The organism is Nonlabens xiamenensis (assembly GCF_003865345.1).
GTDB lineage: Bacteria > Bacteroidota > Bacteroidia > Flavobacteriales > Flavobacteriaceae > Nonlabens > Nonlabens xiamenensis.
The window spans coordinates 493270-509534 of sequence record NZ_RMVE01000003.1; the positions used below are offsets into that span (position 1 = coordinate 493270).

15 protein-coding genes are annotated in these 16265 nt (G+C 41.0%); 11 read left to right on the top strand and 4 right to left on the bottom strand.

Features of this window, described 5'->3' with window-relative positions:
- Positions 1-45 precede the first annotated feature (45 nt).
- From EGM47_RS10645 to EGM47_RS10655, 3 genes are all read right to left on the bottom strand, one after another.
- Entirely contained in the window at positions 46-930 is an 885-nt protein-coding gene (locus tag EGM47_RS10645) for an OmpA family protein (protein ID WP_124980791.1), read from the bottom strand.
- A gap of 206 nt (positions 931-1136) precedes the next feature.
- On the bottom strand, positions 1137-2153 hold the full coding sequence (locus tag EGM47_RS10650; protein WP_124980792.1) for a glycosyltransferase family 2 protein: 1017 nt from the start codon (positions 2151-2153) through the stop codon (positions 1137-1139).
- Positions 2150-2596, bottom strand: coding sequence for a type I restriction enzyme HsdR N-terminal domain-containing protein (locus EGM47_RS10655; protein WP_124980793.1), 447 nt, complete (start codon positions 2594-2596; stop codon positions 2150-2152). The genes EGM47_RS10650 and EGM47_RS10655 overlap by 4 nt, the downstream gene beginning before the upstream one ends.
- Before the next feature lie 33 nt (positions 2597-2629).
- Between EGM47_RS10655 and holA the strand changes: the two genes are divergently transcribed.
- The 4 genes from holA to EGM47_RS10675 all read left to right on the top strand — a co-directional run bounded on the left by holA (position 2630) and on the right by EGM47_RS10675 (position 7558).
- Complete coding sequence (gene holA / locus EGM47_RS10660) at positions 2630-3637, top strand: DNA polymerase III subunit delta (RefSeq protein WP_124980794.1); 1008 nt, start codon at positions 2630-2632, stop codon at positions 3635-3637.
- Positions 3638-3641: 4 nt separating this feature from the next.
- Positions 3642-4658, top strand: coding sequence for a 1,4-dihydroxy-2-naphthoate octaprenyltransferase (gene menA / locus EGM47_RS10665; RefSeq protein WP_124980795.1), 1017 nt, complete (start codon positions 3642-3644; stop codon positions 4656-4658).
- Between the two features lie 209 nt (positions 4659-4867).
- Complete coding sequence (locus tag EGM47_RS10670) at positions 4868-7063, top strand: cellulase family glycosylhydrolase (RefSeq protein ID WP_124980796.1); 2196 nt, start codon at positions 4868-4870, stop codon at positions 7061-7063.
- A gap of 297 nt (positions 7064-7360) precedes the next feature.
- On the top strand, positions 7361-7558 hold the full coding sequence (locus EGM47_RS10675; protein WP_124980797.1) for a hypothetical protein: 198 nt from the start codon (positions 7361-7363) through the stop codon (positions 7556-7558).
- Between the two features lie 59 nt (positions 7559-7617).
- On the opposite strand, the gene EGM47_RS10680 is transcribed toward EGM47_RS10675, so the two are convergent.
- A complete protein-coding gene (locus tag EGM47_RS10680) occupies positions 7618-8556 on the bottom strand; it encodes a hydrogen peroxide-inducible genes activator (protein WP_124980798.1) in 939 nt (312 codons plus the stop codon).
- A gap of 161 nt (positions 8557-8717) precedes the next feature.
- On the opposite strand from EGM47_RS10680, the gene EGM47_RS10685 reads away from it, so the two are divergent.
- From EGM47_RS10685 to EGM47_RS10715, 7 genes are all read left to right on the top strand, one after another.
- Positions 8718-10115 carry a PQQ-dependent sugar dehydrogenase gene (locus EGM47_RS10685; RefSeq protein WP_124980799.1) on the top strand — a complete coding sequence of 466 codons (1398 nt, stop codon included), beginning with the start codon at positions 8718-8720 and terminating at the stop codon, positions 10113-10115.
- A 66-nt stretch (positions 10116-10181) separates the two neighbouring features.
- A complete protein-coding gene (locus EGM47_RS10690; RefSeq protein WP_124980800.1) occupies positions 10182-10634 on the top strand; it encodes a cytochrome c in 453 nt (150 codons plus the stop codon).
- A gap of 123 nt (positions 10635-10757) precedes the next feature.
- The gene (gene tpx / locus EGM47_RS10695) at positions 10758-11258 is read left to right on the top strand and encodes a thiol peroxidase (RefSeq protein WP_124980801.1); all 501 of its coding nucleotides are present in this window, start codon (positions 10758-10760) and stop codon (positions 11256-11258) included.
- A gap of 7 nt (positions 11259-11265) precedes the next feature.
- Positions 11266-11640 (top strand): diacylglycerol kinase, encoded by a 375-nt coding sequence (locus EGM47_RS10700; RefSeq protein ID WP_206052156.1) that lies wholly within the window; start codon positions 11266-11268, stop codon positions 11638-11640.
- Positions 11641-11735: 95 nt separating this feature from the next.
- On the top strand, positions 11736-14156 hold the full coding sequence (locus tag EGM47_RS10705) for an FtsK/SpoIIIE family DNA translocase (RefSeq protein WP_124980803.1): 2421 nt from the start codon (positions 11736-11738) through the stop codon (positions 14154-14156).
- An 8-nt stretch (positions 14157-14164) separates the two neighbouring features.
- A complete protein-coding gene (locus EGM47_RS10710; protein ID WP_124980804.1) occupies positions 14165-14812 on the top strand; it encodes a LolA family protein in 648 nt (215 codons plus the stop codon).
- 1 nt (position 14813) lies between these two features.
- A complete protein-coding gene (locus tag EGM47_RS10715) occupies positions 14814-16253 on the top strand; it encodes an LptF/LptG family permease (protein WP_124980805.1) in 1440 nt (479 codons plus the stop codon).
- Positions 16254-16265: the final 12 nt, after the last annotated feature.

A 16265-nucleotide genomic window follows, 5' to 3' on the forward strand; every position in this document is an offset into this window, starting at 1 on the left:
AGCACCTGAAAATACAGGTGCTTTTAAATTTAAAGGACAAGTAATTTAGTTCTTGTTCTCAGTTTCTTTTTTGGCGTTAGCCTTGGCTTCTTCCATTCCTTTCTCGACCATCTCAAAGAATTGATCCAATTTAGGAAGAACGATAATTCGCGTACGGCGATTCTTTGCGCGTCCCTCAGCCGTATCGTTACTGGCAAGAGGCACATAATATGACCTACCGGCAGATGTCATACGCGCAGGCTTCACGTTAAATTCATCCTGTAACACACGGGTTACGGCATTGGCACGAGAAGTACTCAAATCCCAGTTGTCTTGGAATTTTGCTGTAGAGATAGGCTGACTATCCGTATGACCTTCGATCATGATTTCGATCTCTGGTTTGTCATTAACTACTTTGGCCACTTTTCCCAGGACAGCTTTGGCGTCTTGGTTAATGCGATCGCTTCCACTAGCAAACAGCAATTTATCACTGATCGAAATATAAACCACTCCTTTTTCAACGTTTACATTGATATCCTCATCGTTCAGATTCCCTAAGGAACTCTTTAAACTGGTAACTAATGCTAGCGTTACACTGTCTTTTTTGGTTATTGCGTCATTCAAACTACGGATTTGAAGATCCTTTTCGCGAATGCTTTCCAATGATCGCTCCAGGTTACGGCTTCCTTGAGTAGAAAGCGTTACCAGATCGCCCTGGTTATTTAATAAGGCAGCGTTGGAGTTTTTTAAAGTTTCTATTTGATCTCTGAGTGCTTCTAATTTGGCTTGAGCAGCCTTCTCGTCAGCAAGACAGGCATTCAATTTTACAGTTGCCGTGTCCAGCAGCTCTTGCGTTTCTTGTTGTTTGGCTAGTGCTGCATCAAGTTCCTTCTTTGAGGCACAGGAAATCATTAATCCACCGGCCAGCAACATTACAATTATCTTTTTCATCTTAGGAAAACCCTTTAATTTGTTAAATTCTAGAGCAAAATTAAAATAATTGAGCAGCCACTGAGGGTTATTAACAATGATTTAAGTTATCTTCTGTTATAATTCTAAGTAATCTAACTGATTTTCATCGAGATAAGCAATTGATATGTCGCACCTTCTCATCTAATTCCTATTCCAGTGAATGTAATATTCGTCGAACTTAAATATTAGCTATGCTTTTTAAGGGATGTGTAATGGCGTCTACCCTTTACAAAGTACTGATATACGAGGAAAATCTTAGGTTGTGGTAATGTTTTGTGTGTCAGAAGGGCCGTTGACTTCTTTCTTTTGTGTTTAAAATCACCAAGTCGTTTGTAAAAGCTAAAATGTGCCTTGAGTACGGCAAAAAAATGACGAGGTCTGGCTTCCAGTAAAAACTTGATTCCTGCAATTCCGTCCAACAGCATTCTAATAAAAAGTCTCCACCACCATCGTGGTTGATGATCATTTTTTACGATATTGAAGAGGCTGTTTCTGAAATTGTAAAAAGTCTTTTGGGGATTGATATTATTCAAAGTTCCGCCTCCTAGATGATAAACCTTAGAATCACTAGCACAACCAATCTTATGACCGGCCAACCGCAACCTCCAGCACAAGTCAATTTCTTCCTGGTGGGCAAAATAATCCGGATCCAATCCTCCTACTCGATCAAATGCATTTCGTCTTAAAAAAAGTGCTGCCCCACTGGCCCAGTGCAAATCGATTGTAGTCTTGTACTGCCCCTGATCCACCTCCAGCGTATCAAAAATCCGCCCCCTGCAATAAGGATAGGCATATTTATCCAGATAGCCACCAGCGGCCCCTGCGTATTCAAATTTATCTGGATTTTTATCATCCAACAACAAGGGCTGGCAAGCCGCCAAATCAGGTTCCGTTTCAAACAATCTAGCAATAATATCGCACCAATGTTCAGTCACTGTAACATCATTATTGAGTAAACAAACTACCTCTTCTTCTACCGATTTCAAGGCCTGATTGTAACCACCAGCATAACCCCGATTCTCCTGCATGGCAATAATTTTTACATCAGGGTAGTGTTGACGGGTCCATAGAATAGATTCGTCGGTAGAGGCATTGTCTGCCAGATAGATCACGTGGTTATAGGTAAACTTAACCACGCTGGGCAAATAGCTTTTCAGCAATTCTAGTCCATTCCAGTTTAAAATAACAACGCCTACTTTCATAATTGGTAAACGGGTAGTTCTGGAATAAAATTATAAGATTGTGACTCATAGTCCATAGTGCAGTAATAATGCTGGAGTCCGTTCGTGACCATCAGGTAGGTAGCGTCAAGGGCCAGATTATATCGAGCGATTTGGTCAAAAACTTCCTGATTGATTGGTACTTGAGGCGCCTTGCACTCCACCACCAAATGAATACTTCCATCTTTATTATAAGAAAGTATATCATATCTTTTGGTCGTTCCTGAAACCAGGACTTGCTTTTCTACATTTACAAGGTACTGTGGCATACGCTTTCGCGAAAGCAAAAACCAAATAACATGTTGACGTACCCATTCCTCTGGAGTCAAATGCACAAATTTTTTACGGATCGGGTCAAAGATGGCACGTCCTTTTTCAGTATTTTTGACCCTAAAATCCCCAGCTGGGAGTTGCAATGGCTCCATTCCGCAATATTACAAAAACCACAACAGCTCTCGATGAGTGATGCGACAAAGATTCTTAACGACCTCAAACAAAAAAAGTATGCCCCTGTTTACTTTTTATGCGGGAGTGAGCCTTATTTTATTGATCAGGTCAGTGATTACATAGAAAATAACGTCTTAGAGGAAAGCGAGAAAGGTTTCAATCAAATGTTGATCTACGGCAAGGAAACTACCATGGAAGAGATTTTGGAGAATGCAAAGCGCTTCCCAATGATGGCAGAACGTCAAGTAATAATTGTTAAAGAGGCACAGCACCTGACCAAACAATTACCTAAACTGGAATCCTATCTGGAACAGCCCCAATCTACCACTCTACTGGTCTTTGCTTATAAATATAAAACCCCTGACGGAAGAAGCAAGGTTACCAAACTCCTGAAGAAGCATGCCGTATTTATGGAGAGCAAACCGCTCTATGAAAACAAGGTACCTGGTTTTATCACAGATAAGCTCAAGCAAATGGGCTATCAGATCGATCCCAATGCCACTAGGATGTTGGTAGAATATCTGGGAACCGACCTGGGTAAAATCAATAACGAACTTTCAAAACTGGCGATTGTTCACCAGCCAGGCTCCCCTATAACACCTCAAGTTATCGAGGACAACATTGGGATTTCCAAAGACTATAATAATTTTGAGCTGCGGAAAGCACTTGGGATGAGAGATACTGTAAAGGTGCACAGGATCATTAATTACTTTGCCGACAACCCAAAGGATAATCCGCTGGTACTTACCACGGCTCAGCTTTTCACCTTTTTCACCCAACTCTTGAAAGTCCATACCGTCCGGGACAAGAATCCGCAGGCAGTAGCCAAAGCGGTCGGAATCAATCCATATTTTGTTCAGGAACTACTAACCGCCGCAAAAAATTACCCCATGAAATATTGTAGCCGGGCCATCAAGTTGATCAGGGAAATGGACGTCAAATCAAAGGGTGTAGGTACATACAAGGCCGATCACGCCGATCTACTCAAGGAATTAATGGTCAATATCATGTCAAAATAAGTTTATGGCCGATCGACAAGTTTTTCATGCATGGATAAGCGCCGCCAGGTTACGAACGCTTCCATTGAGTATAAGCGGAATTTTAGTGGGGTCGGCTTATGCTTATTATGACATCAATCGCACTTACAAAGCATTTGCTTCTGTACTGAGCGACGCATCTGATACCTCTACAATTACTTTCTATAATTTTCTCATTCCGATATTGGCATTGATCACGACCTTAGGGTTTCAAGTTTTATCCAATTTTGCCAATGATTATGGGGATGGTGTTAAAGGCACCGACAACGAGGATAGAATAGGCCCTATGCGTGCCATCCAGAGCGGTTTGATCTCTCCCCAACAGATGAAAGTAGCTATGACTATAACTGCTTTGGTTACCCTGGCCAGTGCAGTTACTTTGATTTATGTGAGTCTGGGTTGGGAGCAGCTGTTGATTTCCCTACTATTTTTAAGCTTAGGAATTGCCGCGATTTGGGCCGCTATCAAATACACTGTAGGAGATAACGCCTATGGATACAGGGGACTGGGAGATGTGTTTGTGTTTATTTTCTTTGGCCCTGTAAGTGTAGAAGGGATTTATTTTTTAATTACCAAAAGCTGGAACTGGCAAATGCTGTTGCCGTCCATTTGCATCGGATTGCTGAGTGTGGCTGTATTGAACCTCAACAATATGAGAGATGCCGAAAGCGACAAAAAGGCTGGTAAAAACACGCTGGTCGTTAAAATGGGTTGGTCAAAGGCCAAACTATTCCACTACACACTTATTACTGGTGCTTTTGTGAGCAGTAGCCTGTTTTATATCACAGTATGGTATCGCGGTTACTTGAATTTATCGACACCTGATGCGAATCTTTTGATATTCTTACCCGTATTGGCGTTTATTCCCTTATTTCTACATCTTCTGCGCGTACAAAAAACGCAGGTTCCGGCCTTGTTGGACCCTGAATTAAAAAAGGTAGCCTTGTCGACCTTTCTCTTTGCGTTACTAGCTATCATCAGCACTTGGGTTTTGTCAACTTGATACAGAACGTTAACAATTGAAGATCAATAACTTGATCCAATCAGCTTAAATGGACACTAACTAAGGCTTGTTAGTAATATGATTATATCAATTGATCATAAAATCCTTTCATGATATGCGATTTTGGCAAAATAAATGAGGTATAGTTATGATTTCATAATAAATTTAAGTGTGTTTCTACACATTTAACAACCCTTAATCCCTATATTATGAAACCTACAATTACCCAACGGGTCGGTGATTCCGACCATTTAAAAAAAACGATTTACGAACCATTTTTTCTTCTCATTGCCTTTTTGAGCTTAAGCGTTTGCTTTGGACAATCGATCGTGCAGGAACACGGTAGATTGCGTGTCCAAGGCAATAAGGTAGTCAACAAAAACAATTCTGCTCTTAGTCTGGCTGGAAATGTACTTTTCTGGAGCAACTACAGCGTAGGCGGTAAATTTTATAATTCCGAGACCGTCAACCACCTCGCCAGTGATTGGAACACAGATATCGTGCGCGCTTCCATGGGAGTAGAAAATCCCGGTGGTTACATAACCAATCCTACCCGAGAGATGAACAAGGTGAAAGCTGTGGTGGATGCGGCAATCGCTGCGGATATCTATGTTATTATCGATTTTCACTCGCACTATGCTGAACAATACGAAGCCCAAGCGATCACATTTTTTACCGAGATGGCAGAACTGTACGGTGATAATGACCATGTGATCTATGAGGTTTATAATGAGCCGATCAATACTCCATGGCCTACCATCAAATCTTATGCAGAAAACGTGATTGACGCAATAAGAACAAAGGATCCAGACAACCTGATCGTAGTAGGCACGCGTTTTTACTCCCAGGAAGTTGAAGAAGCTTCTATCAATCCCATTAACAAATCCAATATTGCGTACACCTTGCACTTTTACGCAGGTACCCATACCCAATATCTCAGGGATAAGGCCACTGCTGCCATGAACAATGGTATTGCTCTTTTTGTTACCGAATGGGGCGCTGTAAATGCTGATGGAAATGGTGCTGCCGCTATTGCAGAAACAAATCGATGGATGGATTTTTTGAGAGATAACAATATAAGCCACGCCAATTGGTCTGTTAGTGATAAAGATGAAGGTGCCTCGGTAGTTGCACCCAATACTGGTGTTCAAGGTTTATTAAATAACAACCTCACCTCTACTGGAGTTTTTATTAAGGATATTATCAAAAATTGGAACGACAACACTTCTGGAGGCGGCGGTAGCTCTTCCCAAAGCGCATTTGCTCCCCACAGCATACCTGGTACAATTGAGGCTGAGGATTATGATCTAGGTGGACAAGGTGTAGCCTATAATGATGGAGACAACACCAACAATGGTGGACTTTATAGAGACGATGCAGTAGATATTCAAAGCACCATGGATAGCGGCGGCGGATTTAACATCGGTTGGACAAGTGATGGTGAGTGGCTGGAGTATACGATCGGTAATGTAGCCGCTGGAAACTATGATATCACTATTAGGGTGGCCAGTATTTATGGTTCCTCCAAGTCTATTTCCCTGAGCCTAGATGGCAGTACTTTAGGTAATATCTCAATTCCCAATACCAACGGATGGCAATCTTGGAACACAGTCCGACTGAATGATGTCACGATATCGGGCGGAACAAACAAGGTTTTGCGATTGGATGTCAATGGCGGTAGATTCAACATCAACAAATTAAGCTTTACAGCTACGCCCAATGGCGGTGGTTCTGGAAATGATTGTGCATTTGGCGCACCTCAATCCCAGCCATTACAGGCCTATCCGGGAGTGGAGTTTCCACACGTATTTGTATTAGGGAATGGCGGTCCGAATGCTGCCAATATCAGAAAATTTCAGATCAATTGGGACCCGAGGTATAACGGGCTTTACACTTTTGCCATTAACACCAACAACGGAAACCCCTCCTATTATGTTGATTTGAGAAGCTCAATTAATGCACGTTTTAATCGGGCCCAACCTGATGTAAGTATATCGGGATCAGGAATACCTAATCTGGATGGCAACTACTGGGTCACCAATGACGGTGATAATTTTGTAATGGTGGCCAAAAATGGTAATTACACGATTTATTGTAGTCAAAACAGTAGCGTCCCCAACTGCGGGTTAGTCAAATCATACAACAAGGTCAAACCAGGAGTGCATCTGACAGATATAAGCGTCTACCCTAATCCAGCGGATGAATTGGTCCATTTAGATTTTGCAGGTATACCTAAACAGAACACTCAATTAATTTTGGTGAACAGTCTGGGGCAAATGGTAAAAACTATAGCACTTTCCAATAAAAACAATGTGCTGGAAGTGGAAAACCTGACACCAGGACTTTACTTTATAGAGATTAAAAATGGAGACGAGAGAATAACAAGAAAGTTATTGATTCATTAAGGATTTGTTGCTCCAAGGTCGACCAGATAGGTGATTTTCAGTTGAACTAAATCATGAATAACATACAAAAGACCATTACAAGGCTCTAACAAATCATTAGCGTAGAAACACAACACATTTGTTAAACTATAACCTTGTAGTAATAAATAAGTTGAATATTTTATCGATGATTTACATTGATTTTAGACTTATTTAACATATATTATTCAAAGCATAATAAGTTTTTTATGCTATATTTAGCCTACTGAAAAACAAGCCTATTGAATAACACTACTATAACCCAAAATCTTGAAAATTATGGCTAGAGCTATGTTTGAGTACACAAAAACCGTACTTGAAAAAGTGAGTTTTAATCCAGCATTATTTTGCAAGGAATTACAAAAAGCAGTTGACAGATTATTACCCTTTGAAGTTGAAGAACTTCAAATCTGGTTAAAACAACTTATCCTTCAAAACCCAGAATTGGGAGAATGCATGCCACTTCTCAAGAGTTGAGACTGCCAATCAAAAACTTTGTTGACCTATCCCAAACCTGAGCAAATTGCTCAGGTTTTTTATTTTGTTGAAATCGGACTGATAATCTGCACATTTTGAAAGGCAATAGCTCCCTTAATCACTCCCGAAATCACCTGCTGCAAAGCATCAACAATCTGCATTTTGAGTTCGCTTCTATGGTAGATAAGACTTACTTCTCTTGCAGGAGAGGGATCTTCAAAATAACGCAGGTTCTCTTTTTTACGATCATGCAAATCCATGGTGTTGAGATAAGGTAGCAAGGTCATGCCCAAACCTTCGTCGGCGAGCTTGATCAGTGTTTCAAAGCTGCCACTTTCCAACATAAATCTTTCACTTTCGGTATCACGTGCACTCCGGCATAGGTTGAGAATACTATCCTTAAAGCAATGACCATCTTCCAGAAGAAGTAACTCATCCACGTTGATGTCATCGACTTTAATTTTTTGTTTCTCACTTCCGGCAAATCGTGGATCGTAAACTACAAAGGGCTCATAATACAAGACCCTTTCTTTAATCAACTCATGATGAAGCGGAGTGGCAGCAATTGCCGCATCAATGCTTCCATCCTGTAGATTTTCAATAATATTTTCGGTAGTCAGTTCTTCAATGCGTAATTTGACCTTGGGATATTTATTGACAAAATTGGCCAAAAACATAGGGAGTAAAGTAGGCATCACTGTCGGAATAACTCCAATTTTGAATTCGCCTCCTATATAGCCTTTTTCCTGATCGACGATATCCTGAATCCTATCACTTTCATTGACGATATTACGCGCTTGAAGTACGATCTTTTTACCCGTTTCCGTTAGTTCAATTGGCTTTTTCGTGCGATCAAAAATCTGAATATCTAACTCATCTTCCAGCTTTTGAATCTGCATACTTAAGGTGGGCTGGGTAACAAATACCTTATCAGCCGCCTTGGTAAAGTTCTGATGTTGCGCTACGGCCAAAACATATTTCAACTGGGTAATTGTCATGATAGATATTTTTTACAAAAATAATAAAGACTATTTATAAAATCGATTGATTGGGGAGCATTTGAAGTGAAACAAAATTCTAATTGTAAACTTCTGTTAATCAAGAGCTAAATAAGACATTATCCTGAATTAATTGGCTACTTTCATACAAATTAATCCCTATGAAAACTTTACTTTACCTCAGCTTGGCGTTTCTCCTATTATTAGGATCAAACAATATCCAAGCACAATCCATTAATTTGCAAACAATTGAGACTGGACTTAATAGCCCCGTAGACATTAAAAATGCTGGCGACAGCCGACTTTTTGTGGTCGAACAAGCTGGTCTGATTAAAATTGTAGATCCTGCTGGCGCCAACCCAACCACGGTTTTTTTGGACCTCACTAACCTTACCAATGCCGGAGGCGAGCGTGGACTACTAAGCGTTGCTTTTCACCCGAACTATAGCACCAACGGCAAGTTTTACGTCAATTATACCAATCTAAACGGGACCACAGTCATCGCTGAATATAACGTATCCAGCACAAATCCTGATGTTGCTGATCCCAACGGAAATATTCTGCTCACCTATTCCCAGCCTTTCAGTAACCACAATGGTGGTTGCCTTCAATTTGGCCCAGATGGTTTCCTTTATATTGCCTCAGGTGATGGAGGAAGTGGTGGTGACCCAGGAGACCGTGCACAAGACAACTCCACCCTACTCGGAAAAATGCTGCGCATTGACGTTGATAACCCCTTGGGCAACAACGCTTATGGAATCCCTGCTGATAATCCATTTGCAAATAGTGCAGGCGCGGATGAGATATATTCCACTGGATTGCGCAATCCATGGAAATTTTCTTTTGATCGTACCACAGGAGATATCTGGATTGCAGATGTAGGACAAAATGCAATAGAAGAAATCAACCGCTTGCCATATACCGTGACTGATGCAAATTACGGTTGGAGATGCTATGAAGGAAATACAGTATTTAACACCAATGGAAATTGTCCACCCGATGCAAATCTTACCTTTCCAGTAGCCACTTATAATCACTCTGGAAATGGTCCCAATAAGTGCTCAGTGACGGGCGGATATGTTTACCGAGGTAGCCAAAATCCTAATCTTCAGGGCAACTATTTTTTTGCTGATTTCTGTAGCGATGAAATCGGAATTGTGACAGAAAATGCTGGAAATTATAACCTCAGTTTCCTGCAGCAGTTTCAAGGCGAATCATTTTCAAGTTTTGGGGAAGATTTCATGGGCGAGCTATATGTTGCTGGATTAGGTTCTGGAACCATTTACAAAATAACCCAAGGCACAGCCAGTATCGATGATCAAGATCTTGCGTTGGCTCAATTATACCCCAATCCTGCCGAAAATTTATTACGTGTTGAGTTACAGGGAGAGGAAAGTTATGATCTTTCCATCTACGATATTCTAGGAAAACAAGTCTACCAAACCAAAGATATAAGCAGGAGGTTCCAACTCGATGTGTCAGACTGGTCGGGGGGAATATATCTTGTTCAGGTGAGCAATGGGCAAGCTAGTCAAACCCTCAAGTTGTCCCTAAAATAATTGGGTCTTGGTATTGACGGAAGAACGGCTAGATCGTATCTTTATAGGTAAGTAAAAAACACCTGTATGTTTAAGCCTTTCTCCCAAATATTAACCTATACGTTTAGCTTTTTACTCTTCGGAATTTTATTCGTTTTTGGGGTTATCTACTATGTAGTTAACGAGCGTACACCAGAAGAATCAACGACTACACCTGTGGCTTATATCGATCATGTATCAGGTCCTCAACTGAACGAGCAGCAAGTTGCTGGCAAGTCACTTTTCAATGCAAATTGTGCATCCTGTCACAATATTTTTAAAAGAATGACGGGGCCTGCATTACATAACATTGAAGAAAAGTACGAAAGGGAATGGCTGTATGCCTGGATCAAAGATTCCAAAAAAATGATTGATAACGGGGATCCATTAGCCCTGGCCATTTATAATGAGTACAACCAAAAATCCATGAATTCATTCCCACAGCTGGATGAGCAGCAAATTGATGCGATTTTGGTTTATTTGTCCACACCAAGATTCTAAAAATCCCAAAGATTAACGCGTTTTTCAGAAGAGTCTGAGCTTTCAGGTTGTAATTTTACTTAGATACTTAGATCATTTATTAACATCAGTGTCTGTAGACACTACCAATAAAAATAAAATACTATGGCAACCATCAAATTAGGCGGAAATGAAATTCAGACAATAGGACAGCTACCACAAGTAGGAAGCAAGGCGCCAGATTTCAAATTAAAAAGGGCAGATTTATCAGAAGCTAGCTTATCCGATTATAAAGGTAAACGCGTAATTCTGAATATTTTTCCCAGTATAGATACAGATGTGTGTGCTACTTCTGTCAAAAACTTTAATCAACGCGCTAGTGAACTAGACAACACTACGATACTTTGTATTTCCAGAGATACACCATTTGCCCAAAAACGATTTGCCAATGATGAAGAAGTAGATCAGGTTGAAAATCTAAGTGATGTATTGGACGGAAAATTTGGGGATGACTATGGTCTAACCATGACCAGTGGTGATCTTAAAGGATTTCACTCCAGAGCGGTTGTGGTCCTAGACGAGGAAGGATCAGTAATCTACAACGAGCAGGTACCTGAAATTGCCGAGGAACCCAATTATCTAGCCGCCTTGAAATCCTTGTTATAAGTTGTCATTGAGCAAATTCTTAATAGGGCGACTCAAGGGTTGTGGATACGCATTCAAAGGGGCTATAATGCTTTTGCGCACAGAACCCAGCATTCAGGTTCAGGCCATTCTGGCTGTAATCATGACCATTGCTGGTTGGTTATTCCATATCACTCCTATTGAATGGATGATTCAAATTATCTGCATAGGATTGATCATGAGCCTCGAGGGCATGAATACAGCCATCGAGGCCATTGCTGACTTTATTCACCCAGACTTCCATGTTAAGATAGGTCGCATTAAAGATTTGGCTGCCGGTGCAGTTTTTATCACCGCAATCACTTCCATAGTTGTGGGTTGTTTTATCTACATCCCGTACCTTATTGAACTCTTTGACGTTTGATCAAGCCTTTGTCTGGCAAAATAAAGCCTCAAATTTAATCCTGACCACGATGAATCCAGGGCAATATTCGTATTTTTGCCCGTTCACTTTAGTACATGGCGAGAAAAAAAACCACATCCAAAAAGTCCACTAAAAAATCCTTTCAACTACCCCAGTTCCAGCCTACCAGATTGCAGGAAGTGATCGTGGGATGTGCATTGATCGTGATTGGACTGGTTTTATTTTTTTCATTTCTATCTTTTTTGTTCACTGGAAAGATTGACCAAAGTACACTGAATGACTTGGGCAGCCGGGAAATCGTGACCCAAAATTGGTTACGCCAGTTAGGGGCATGGTTAGGTAACTTGTTCGTTTATAATGGCTTTGGTATTCCAGCATTCTCCATCGCTGTGCTGACCATCGTTTCTGGTCTTTATCTCTTTGCCAGTGGTGATAATGCGTTCTCGCTTTCGCGAAAGCGGATTACCAGATTATGGTTCTGGGGATTGTTACTGATGCTATGGCTTTCCGTGTTTTTGGGGTTTTTCCATGAAACCAATGCATTGCTAGGCGGCAGAGTCGGATTTGAAATGAACGATTTGCTTCAGGATTACATTGGGCTTTTAGGAGCGATTCTGGTCATGGCATTTGTCGCCGTAGTCTACATGGTACTTAGACTGAAAATTACACCAGAAAAAATCCAGGCTTACTTTTCCAGTAAGGCTGTTGAGTTTAAAGAAGGATTGGAAGAGCCGAATGCTATTGATACCACAGATGAAGAATCAGACTGGAAAGAATCCACTATTGAAGGGAGCGCCGACCAAAAAGAACAAACAACCAGCTCAGATAGTACACCGCTTGACATTTCCAGCGCCGAAGAGGAAGAAGAATATGCTCCCGAACCTGTCTTAAAAAAGACCGTTGCGCCCAAGGATGAGAATGACATCGGGATGGACATCGAGCAAACACCGGATGAAGAAGAAGTGATAGACAATAAAGCTTCTAAATTGGTGGAGGATTTTGGCGAATTTGACCCTACCCTAGAATTGAGCAATTTTCAATTTCCTCCATTGGATTTATTGAAAGATTATACTAAGGGCAAAACCATTACCATTAATGAAGAAGAACTGCAGGCCAACAAGGACCGTATTGTAGAAACACTCAGCAACTACAAGATCGGAATTGCCAAGATCAGTGCTACCATCGGACCAACTGTAACTTTGTATGAAATTGTTCCAGAAGCTGGGATACGTATTTCCAAAATTAAAAACTTGGAGGACGATATTGCCCTATCACTGGCCGCGCTCGGGATACGTATTATTGCTCCCATTCCTGGGAAAGGAACCATAGGTATAGAAGTTCCCAACCAGAATCCATCCATTGTATCCATGAGATCGGTCATTGCTTCGCCTAAATTTCAAAATGCTGAGATGGCCTTGCCTATTGCTTTTGGAAAAACGATCAGCAACGAAACTTTTGTGGTAGATCTCGCCAAAATGCCACACTTATTGATGGCAGGAGCAACAGGTCAAGGTAAATCCGTTGGTCTAAATGCAGTGCTTACTTCCTTACTTTATTCCAAACATCCAGCAGAAGTGAAGTTTGTACTGGTTGATCCTAAAAAGGTGGAATTGACCCTGTTTAATAAAATTGAACGCCATTACCTCGCCAAATTACCCGATAGTGAGGATGCCATAATTACAGACAATTCCAAGGTGATCAATACACTGAACAGTTTGTGTATAGAAATGGATCAGAGATACGACATCTTAAAAGAGGCCATGTGTCGTAACATTAAGGAATACAATACAAAATTCAAGGCCAGGAAACTCAATCCAGCCAATGGTCATAAATTCCTCCCTTATATTGTTTTGGTTGTGGATGAGTTTGCAGATTTAATTATGACTGCGGGTAAAGAGGTGGAAACCCCTATCGCTCGTTTGGCACAGCTTGCGCGAGCTATCGGAATACATTTGATAATTGCTACGCAGCGTCCTTCTGTGAATGTCATTACTGGTATGATTAAGGCCAACTTCCCAGCACGTGTATCTTTTAGGGTGCAGCAGAAGGTAGATTCCAGAACGATCTTGGACAGCGGTGGCGCCGACCAACTCATCGGCCGTGGAGATATGTTATATACCGCCGGTAACGAAATTATCAGGTTGCAGTGCGCCTTTGTAGATACGCCAGAAGTTGAAAAAATAACTGATTTCATTGGTGCGCAAAAAGCTTATCCTGATGCACATTTACTACCGGAGTATGTAGGTGAAGACGGTGGCACGGGTATTGATAATATAATTGAAGAGCGCGACAGCAAATTTCGCGAGGCTGCCGAAGTGATCGTTACTGCACAACAAGGAAGTGCATCCCTATTGCAGCGCAAGCTTAAATTGGGATACAACCGTGCCGGTAGAATTATTGATCAACTCGAGGCCGCAGGAATTGTTGGAGGCTTTGAAGGAAGTAAAGCCAGGCAGGTTTTAATTCCAGACCTGGCAGCGCTGGAAGTATTTTTTAACGAAGAACAAAATAATTAAACATCACAATGAAACAATTAGTCCTAGCTTTTTTTATGGTTTTCGCTTTCGCGAAAGCAGTACAGGCCCAAGACGTAAAGGCTGACAAATTACTACAAGACGTCGCCACAAAATTTAAATCTTATGACAATGTTTCCTTTACCTACAAAGGGAATTTAAAAAACAATAAATCCAACTTGGACATGGATATCCAAGGCGAAGCCAAGTTGTCCGGTCAGAAGTATAATGTCAACTATCTGGGTACGACTTATCTTTATAATGGGAGCAAGCAATACATTATTAACAATGAAGATGAGCAAGTCACTGTTTCTACTCCCAGTAATGATGGAAACGAGGTCATTACTCCATCCAATATTTTGACCTTTTATGAAAAAGGCTATACCAAAAAGATGGATATCGTGCAGAATCTGGATGGACGCAAGTTGCAATTTGTTAAATTGACGCCCATCAAATCAAATTCTGAGTACAAACATGTGTTGCTAGGTATTGATGTCAACACCAAACATATTTATCGTGCCATCATCACAGAAAACAAAACTGGCACGGTCGCAACTTTCACGCTGAAGTCGTTTAAAACTAATGAACCTTTGCCTAAAAATTCGTTTGTCTTTGACTCCGATCAATACGAAGGTTGGGAAATAGACGAATTGGACTAGTATGAAAATACTGGATCGATATATACTCACACAATTTGTAAAGACGTTTTTAAGCGTCTTTACTGTTTTGATGTTTATCCTGATACTGCAGGCGATCTGGTTATATATTAAAGAATTAGCCGGCAAGGATTTGGATGCTGTAACCATTGCCAAGTTCTTGTATTATTCTACTCCAGTAGCTGTACCTATCGCCTTGCCTTTAAGCGTTTTACTGGCCTCCATCCTGGTATTTGGTAAAATGGCAGAAAACTATGAGTTTGCGGCAATGAAATCCAATGGCATTTCCTTGCAGAGAGCAATGAGGTCACTCACGATCGTGATCTTAGGCATTGGAATCACGTCTTTTTTATTTGCAAATTCTGTAATCCCCTGGGGTTATCTGAAGCAACGTAACCTCAGAGGAAATATCGCAAAGCTCAAACCTGCCATGGCAATTGGGAAAGGTACTTTTAACCAGATTGGTGATATCAACATCAAGGTTGCCGATAAATCTGGAGAGCGAGGAGAGTTCCTCACAGACGTGATCATTCACAAAAAAAATCCCAAGAGATCTGGGAATTATACCGTCATTAAGAGTAAGAGAGGCGAACTCAAAAGTTCGCTCTCTTCCAATGTAATTCAGTTGGTGCTGGAAGAAGGTAATTATTATGATGACATTTTTGCTACGGATCCTAGAAGGCGCAATTCAATGCCATTTGTCAAAAGTTACTTTGACAGCTATACGCTTAATGTAGATGTTTCTGAATTAAACGACGTGGATCTGGGAGCCGAAGAAGTAACGGATAACCATAGAATGCTCAAGATCAATGAGCTTTACACAAGAATTGACACACTTTCACGTGATTTAAATGATCAATTCAGAATTTACAGGCAAAATCAACATAACAGCTGGGATCCCGGGCGTTTGGATAGCAGGGTAGCTATGGACAGTCTTGTTGAAAATGCAGACCCCTTATCACAATTGGATATCCAGAATCAAAGACGCACCTTGGAAACTGCTTCAAATAGAATCAGGAGTCAACTGGCATCTGTCAAAAATCGCGTTGCTCAGGTCAGACATGAGTTTTCAACACTGGCAAAACATGAAATAGAGATTCACAAAAAGTATGTTTTGGGAGTAGCCTGTATCATCTTATTCTTCATTGGAGCGCCACTGGGTGCGATCATTCGAAAAGGCGGAATGGGTTTGCCACTTGTGGTTGCTACCCTCTTTTTTCTAGCCTATCATTTTATAGGTATTTTTGCCGAAAAAGCAGCTACAGAAGGGGCCTTCCCTGCATGGCTTGGTGCGTGGATGAGCACGATGATTATATTTCCAATTGGGATTTATCTGACTTACCGAGCTACTACTGATCAAGGTGTATTTGGCAACAACTTTACATTGCGCAACTTTTTCAGCAATACCAAAAACCTATTAAAGCCGAAAGGGTCCAAGTCTTAATCCGTATCTTTG

Excerpts from the sequence above, each read along its gene's own strand:
- EGM47_RS10705 (WP_124980803.1), top strand. The coding sequence starts at position 11,736 with ATGGCGAGAAAAAAAACCACATCCAAAAAGTCCACTAAAAAATCCTTT.
- EGM47_RS10690 (WP_124980800.1), top strand. The coding sequence starts at position 10,182 with ATGTTTAAGCCTTTCTCCCAAATATTAACCTATACGTTTAGCTTTTTA.
- EGM47_RS10685 (WP_124980799.1), top strand. The coding sequence starts at position 8,718 with ATGAAAACTTTACTTTACCTCAGCTTGGCGTTTCTCCTATTATTAGGA.
- EGM47_RS10645 (WP_124980791.1), bottom strand. The coding sequence starts at position 930 with ATGAAAAAGATAATTGTAATGTTGCTGGCCGGTGGATTAATGATTTCC.
- EGM47_RS10680 (WP_124980798.1), bottom strand. The coding sequence starts at position 8,556 with ATGACAATTACCCAGTTGAAATATGTTTTGGCCGTAGCGCAACATCAG.
- EGM47_RS10675 (WP_124980797.1), top strand. The coding sequence starts at position 7,361 with ATGGCTAGAGCTATGTTTGAGTACACAAAAACCGTACTTGAAAAAGTG.
- EGM47_RS10670 (WP_124980796.1), top strand. The coding sequence starts at position 4,868 with ATGAAACCTACAATTACCCAACGGGTCGGTGATTCCGACCATTTAAAA.
- menA (WP_124980795.1), top strand. The coding sequence starts at position 3,642 with ATGGCCGATCGACAAGTTTTTCATGCATGGATAAGCGCCGCCAGGTTA.
- EGM47_RS10710 (WP_124980804.1), top strand. The coding sequence starts at position 14,165 with ATGAAACAATTAGTCCTAGCTTTTTTTATGGTTTTCGCTTTCGCGAAA.
- tpx (WP_124980801.1), top strand. The coding sequence starts at position 10,758 with ATGGCAACCATCAAATTAGGCGGAAATGAAATTCAGACAATAGGACAG.
- EGM47_RS10650 (WP_124980792.1), bottom strand. The coding sequence starts at position 2,153 with ATGAAAGTAGGCGTTGTTATTTTAAACTGGAATGGACTAGAATTGCTG.
- holA (WP_124980794.1), top strand. The coding sequence starts at position 2,630 with ATGAGTGATGCGACAAAGATTCTTAACGACCTCAAACAAAAAAAGTAT.
- EGM47_RS10715 (WP_124980805.1), top strand. The coding sequence starts at position 14,814 with ATGAAAATACTGGATCGATATATACTCACACAATTTGTAAAGACGTTT.
- EGM47_RS10655 (WP_124980793.1), bottom strand. The coding sequence starts at position 2,596 with ATGGAGCCATTGCAACTCCCAGCTGGGGATTTTAGGGTCAAAAATACT.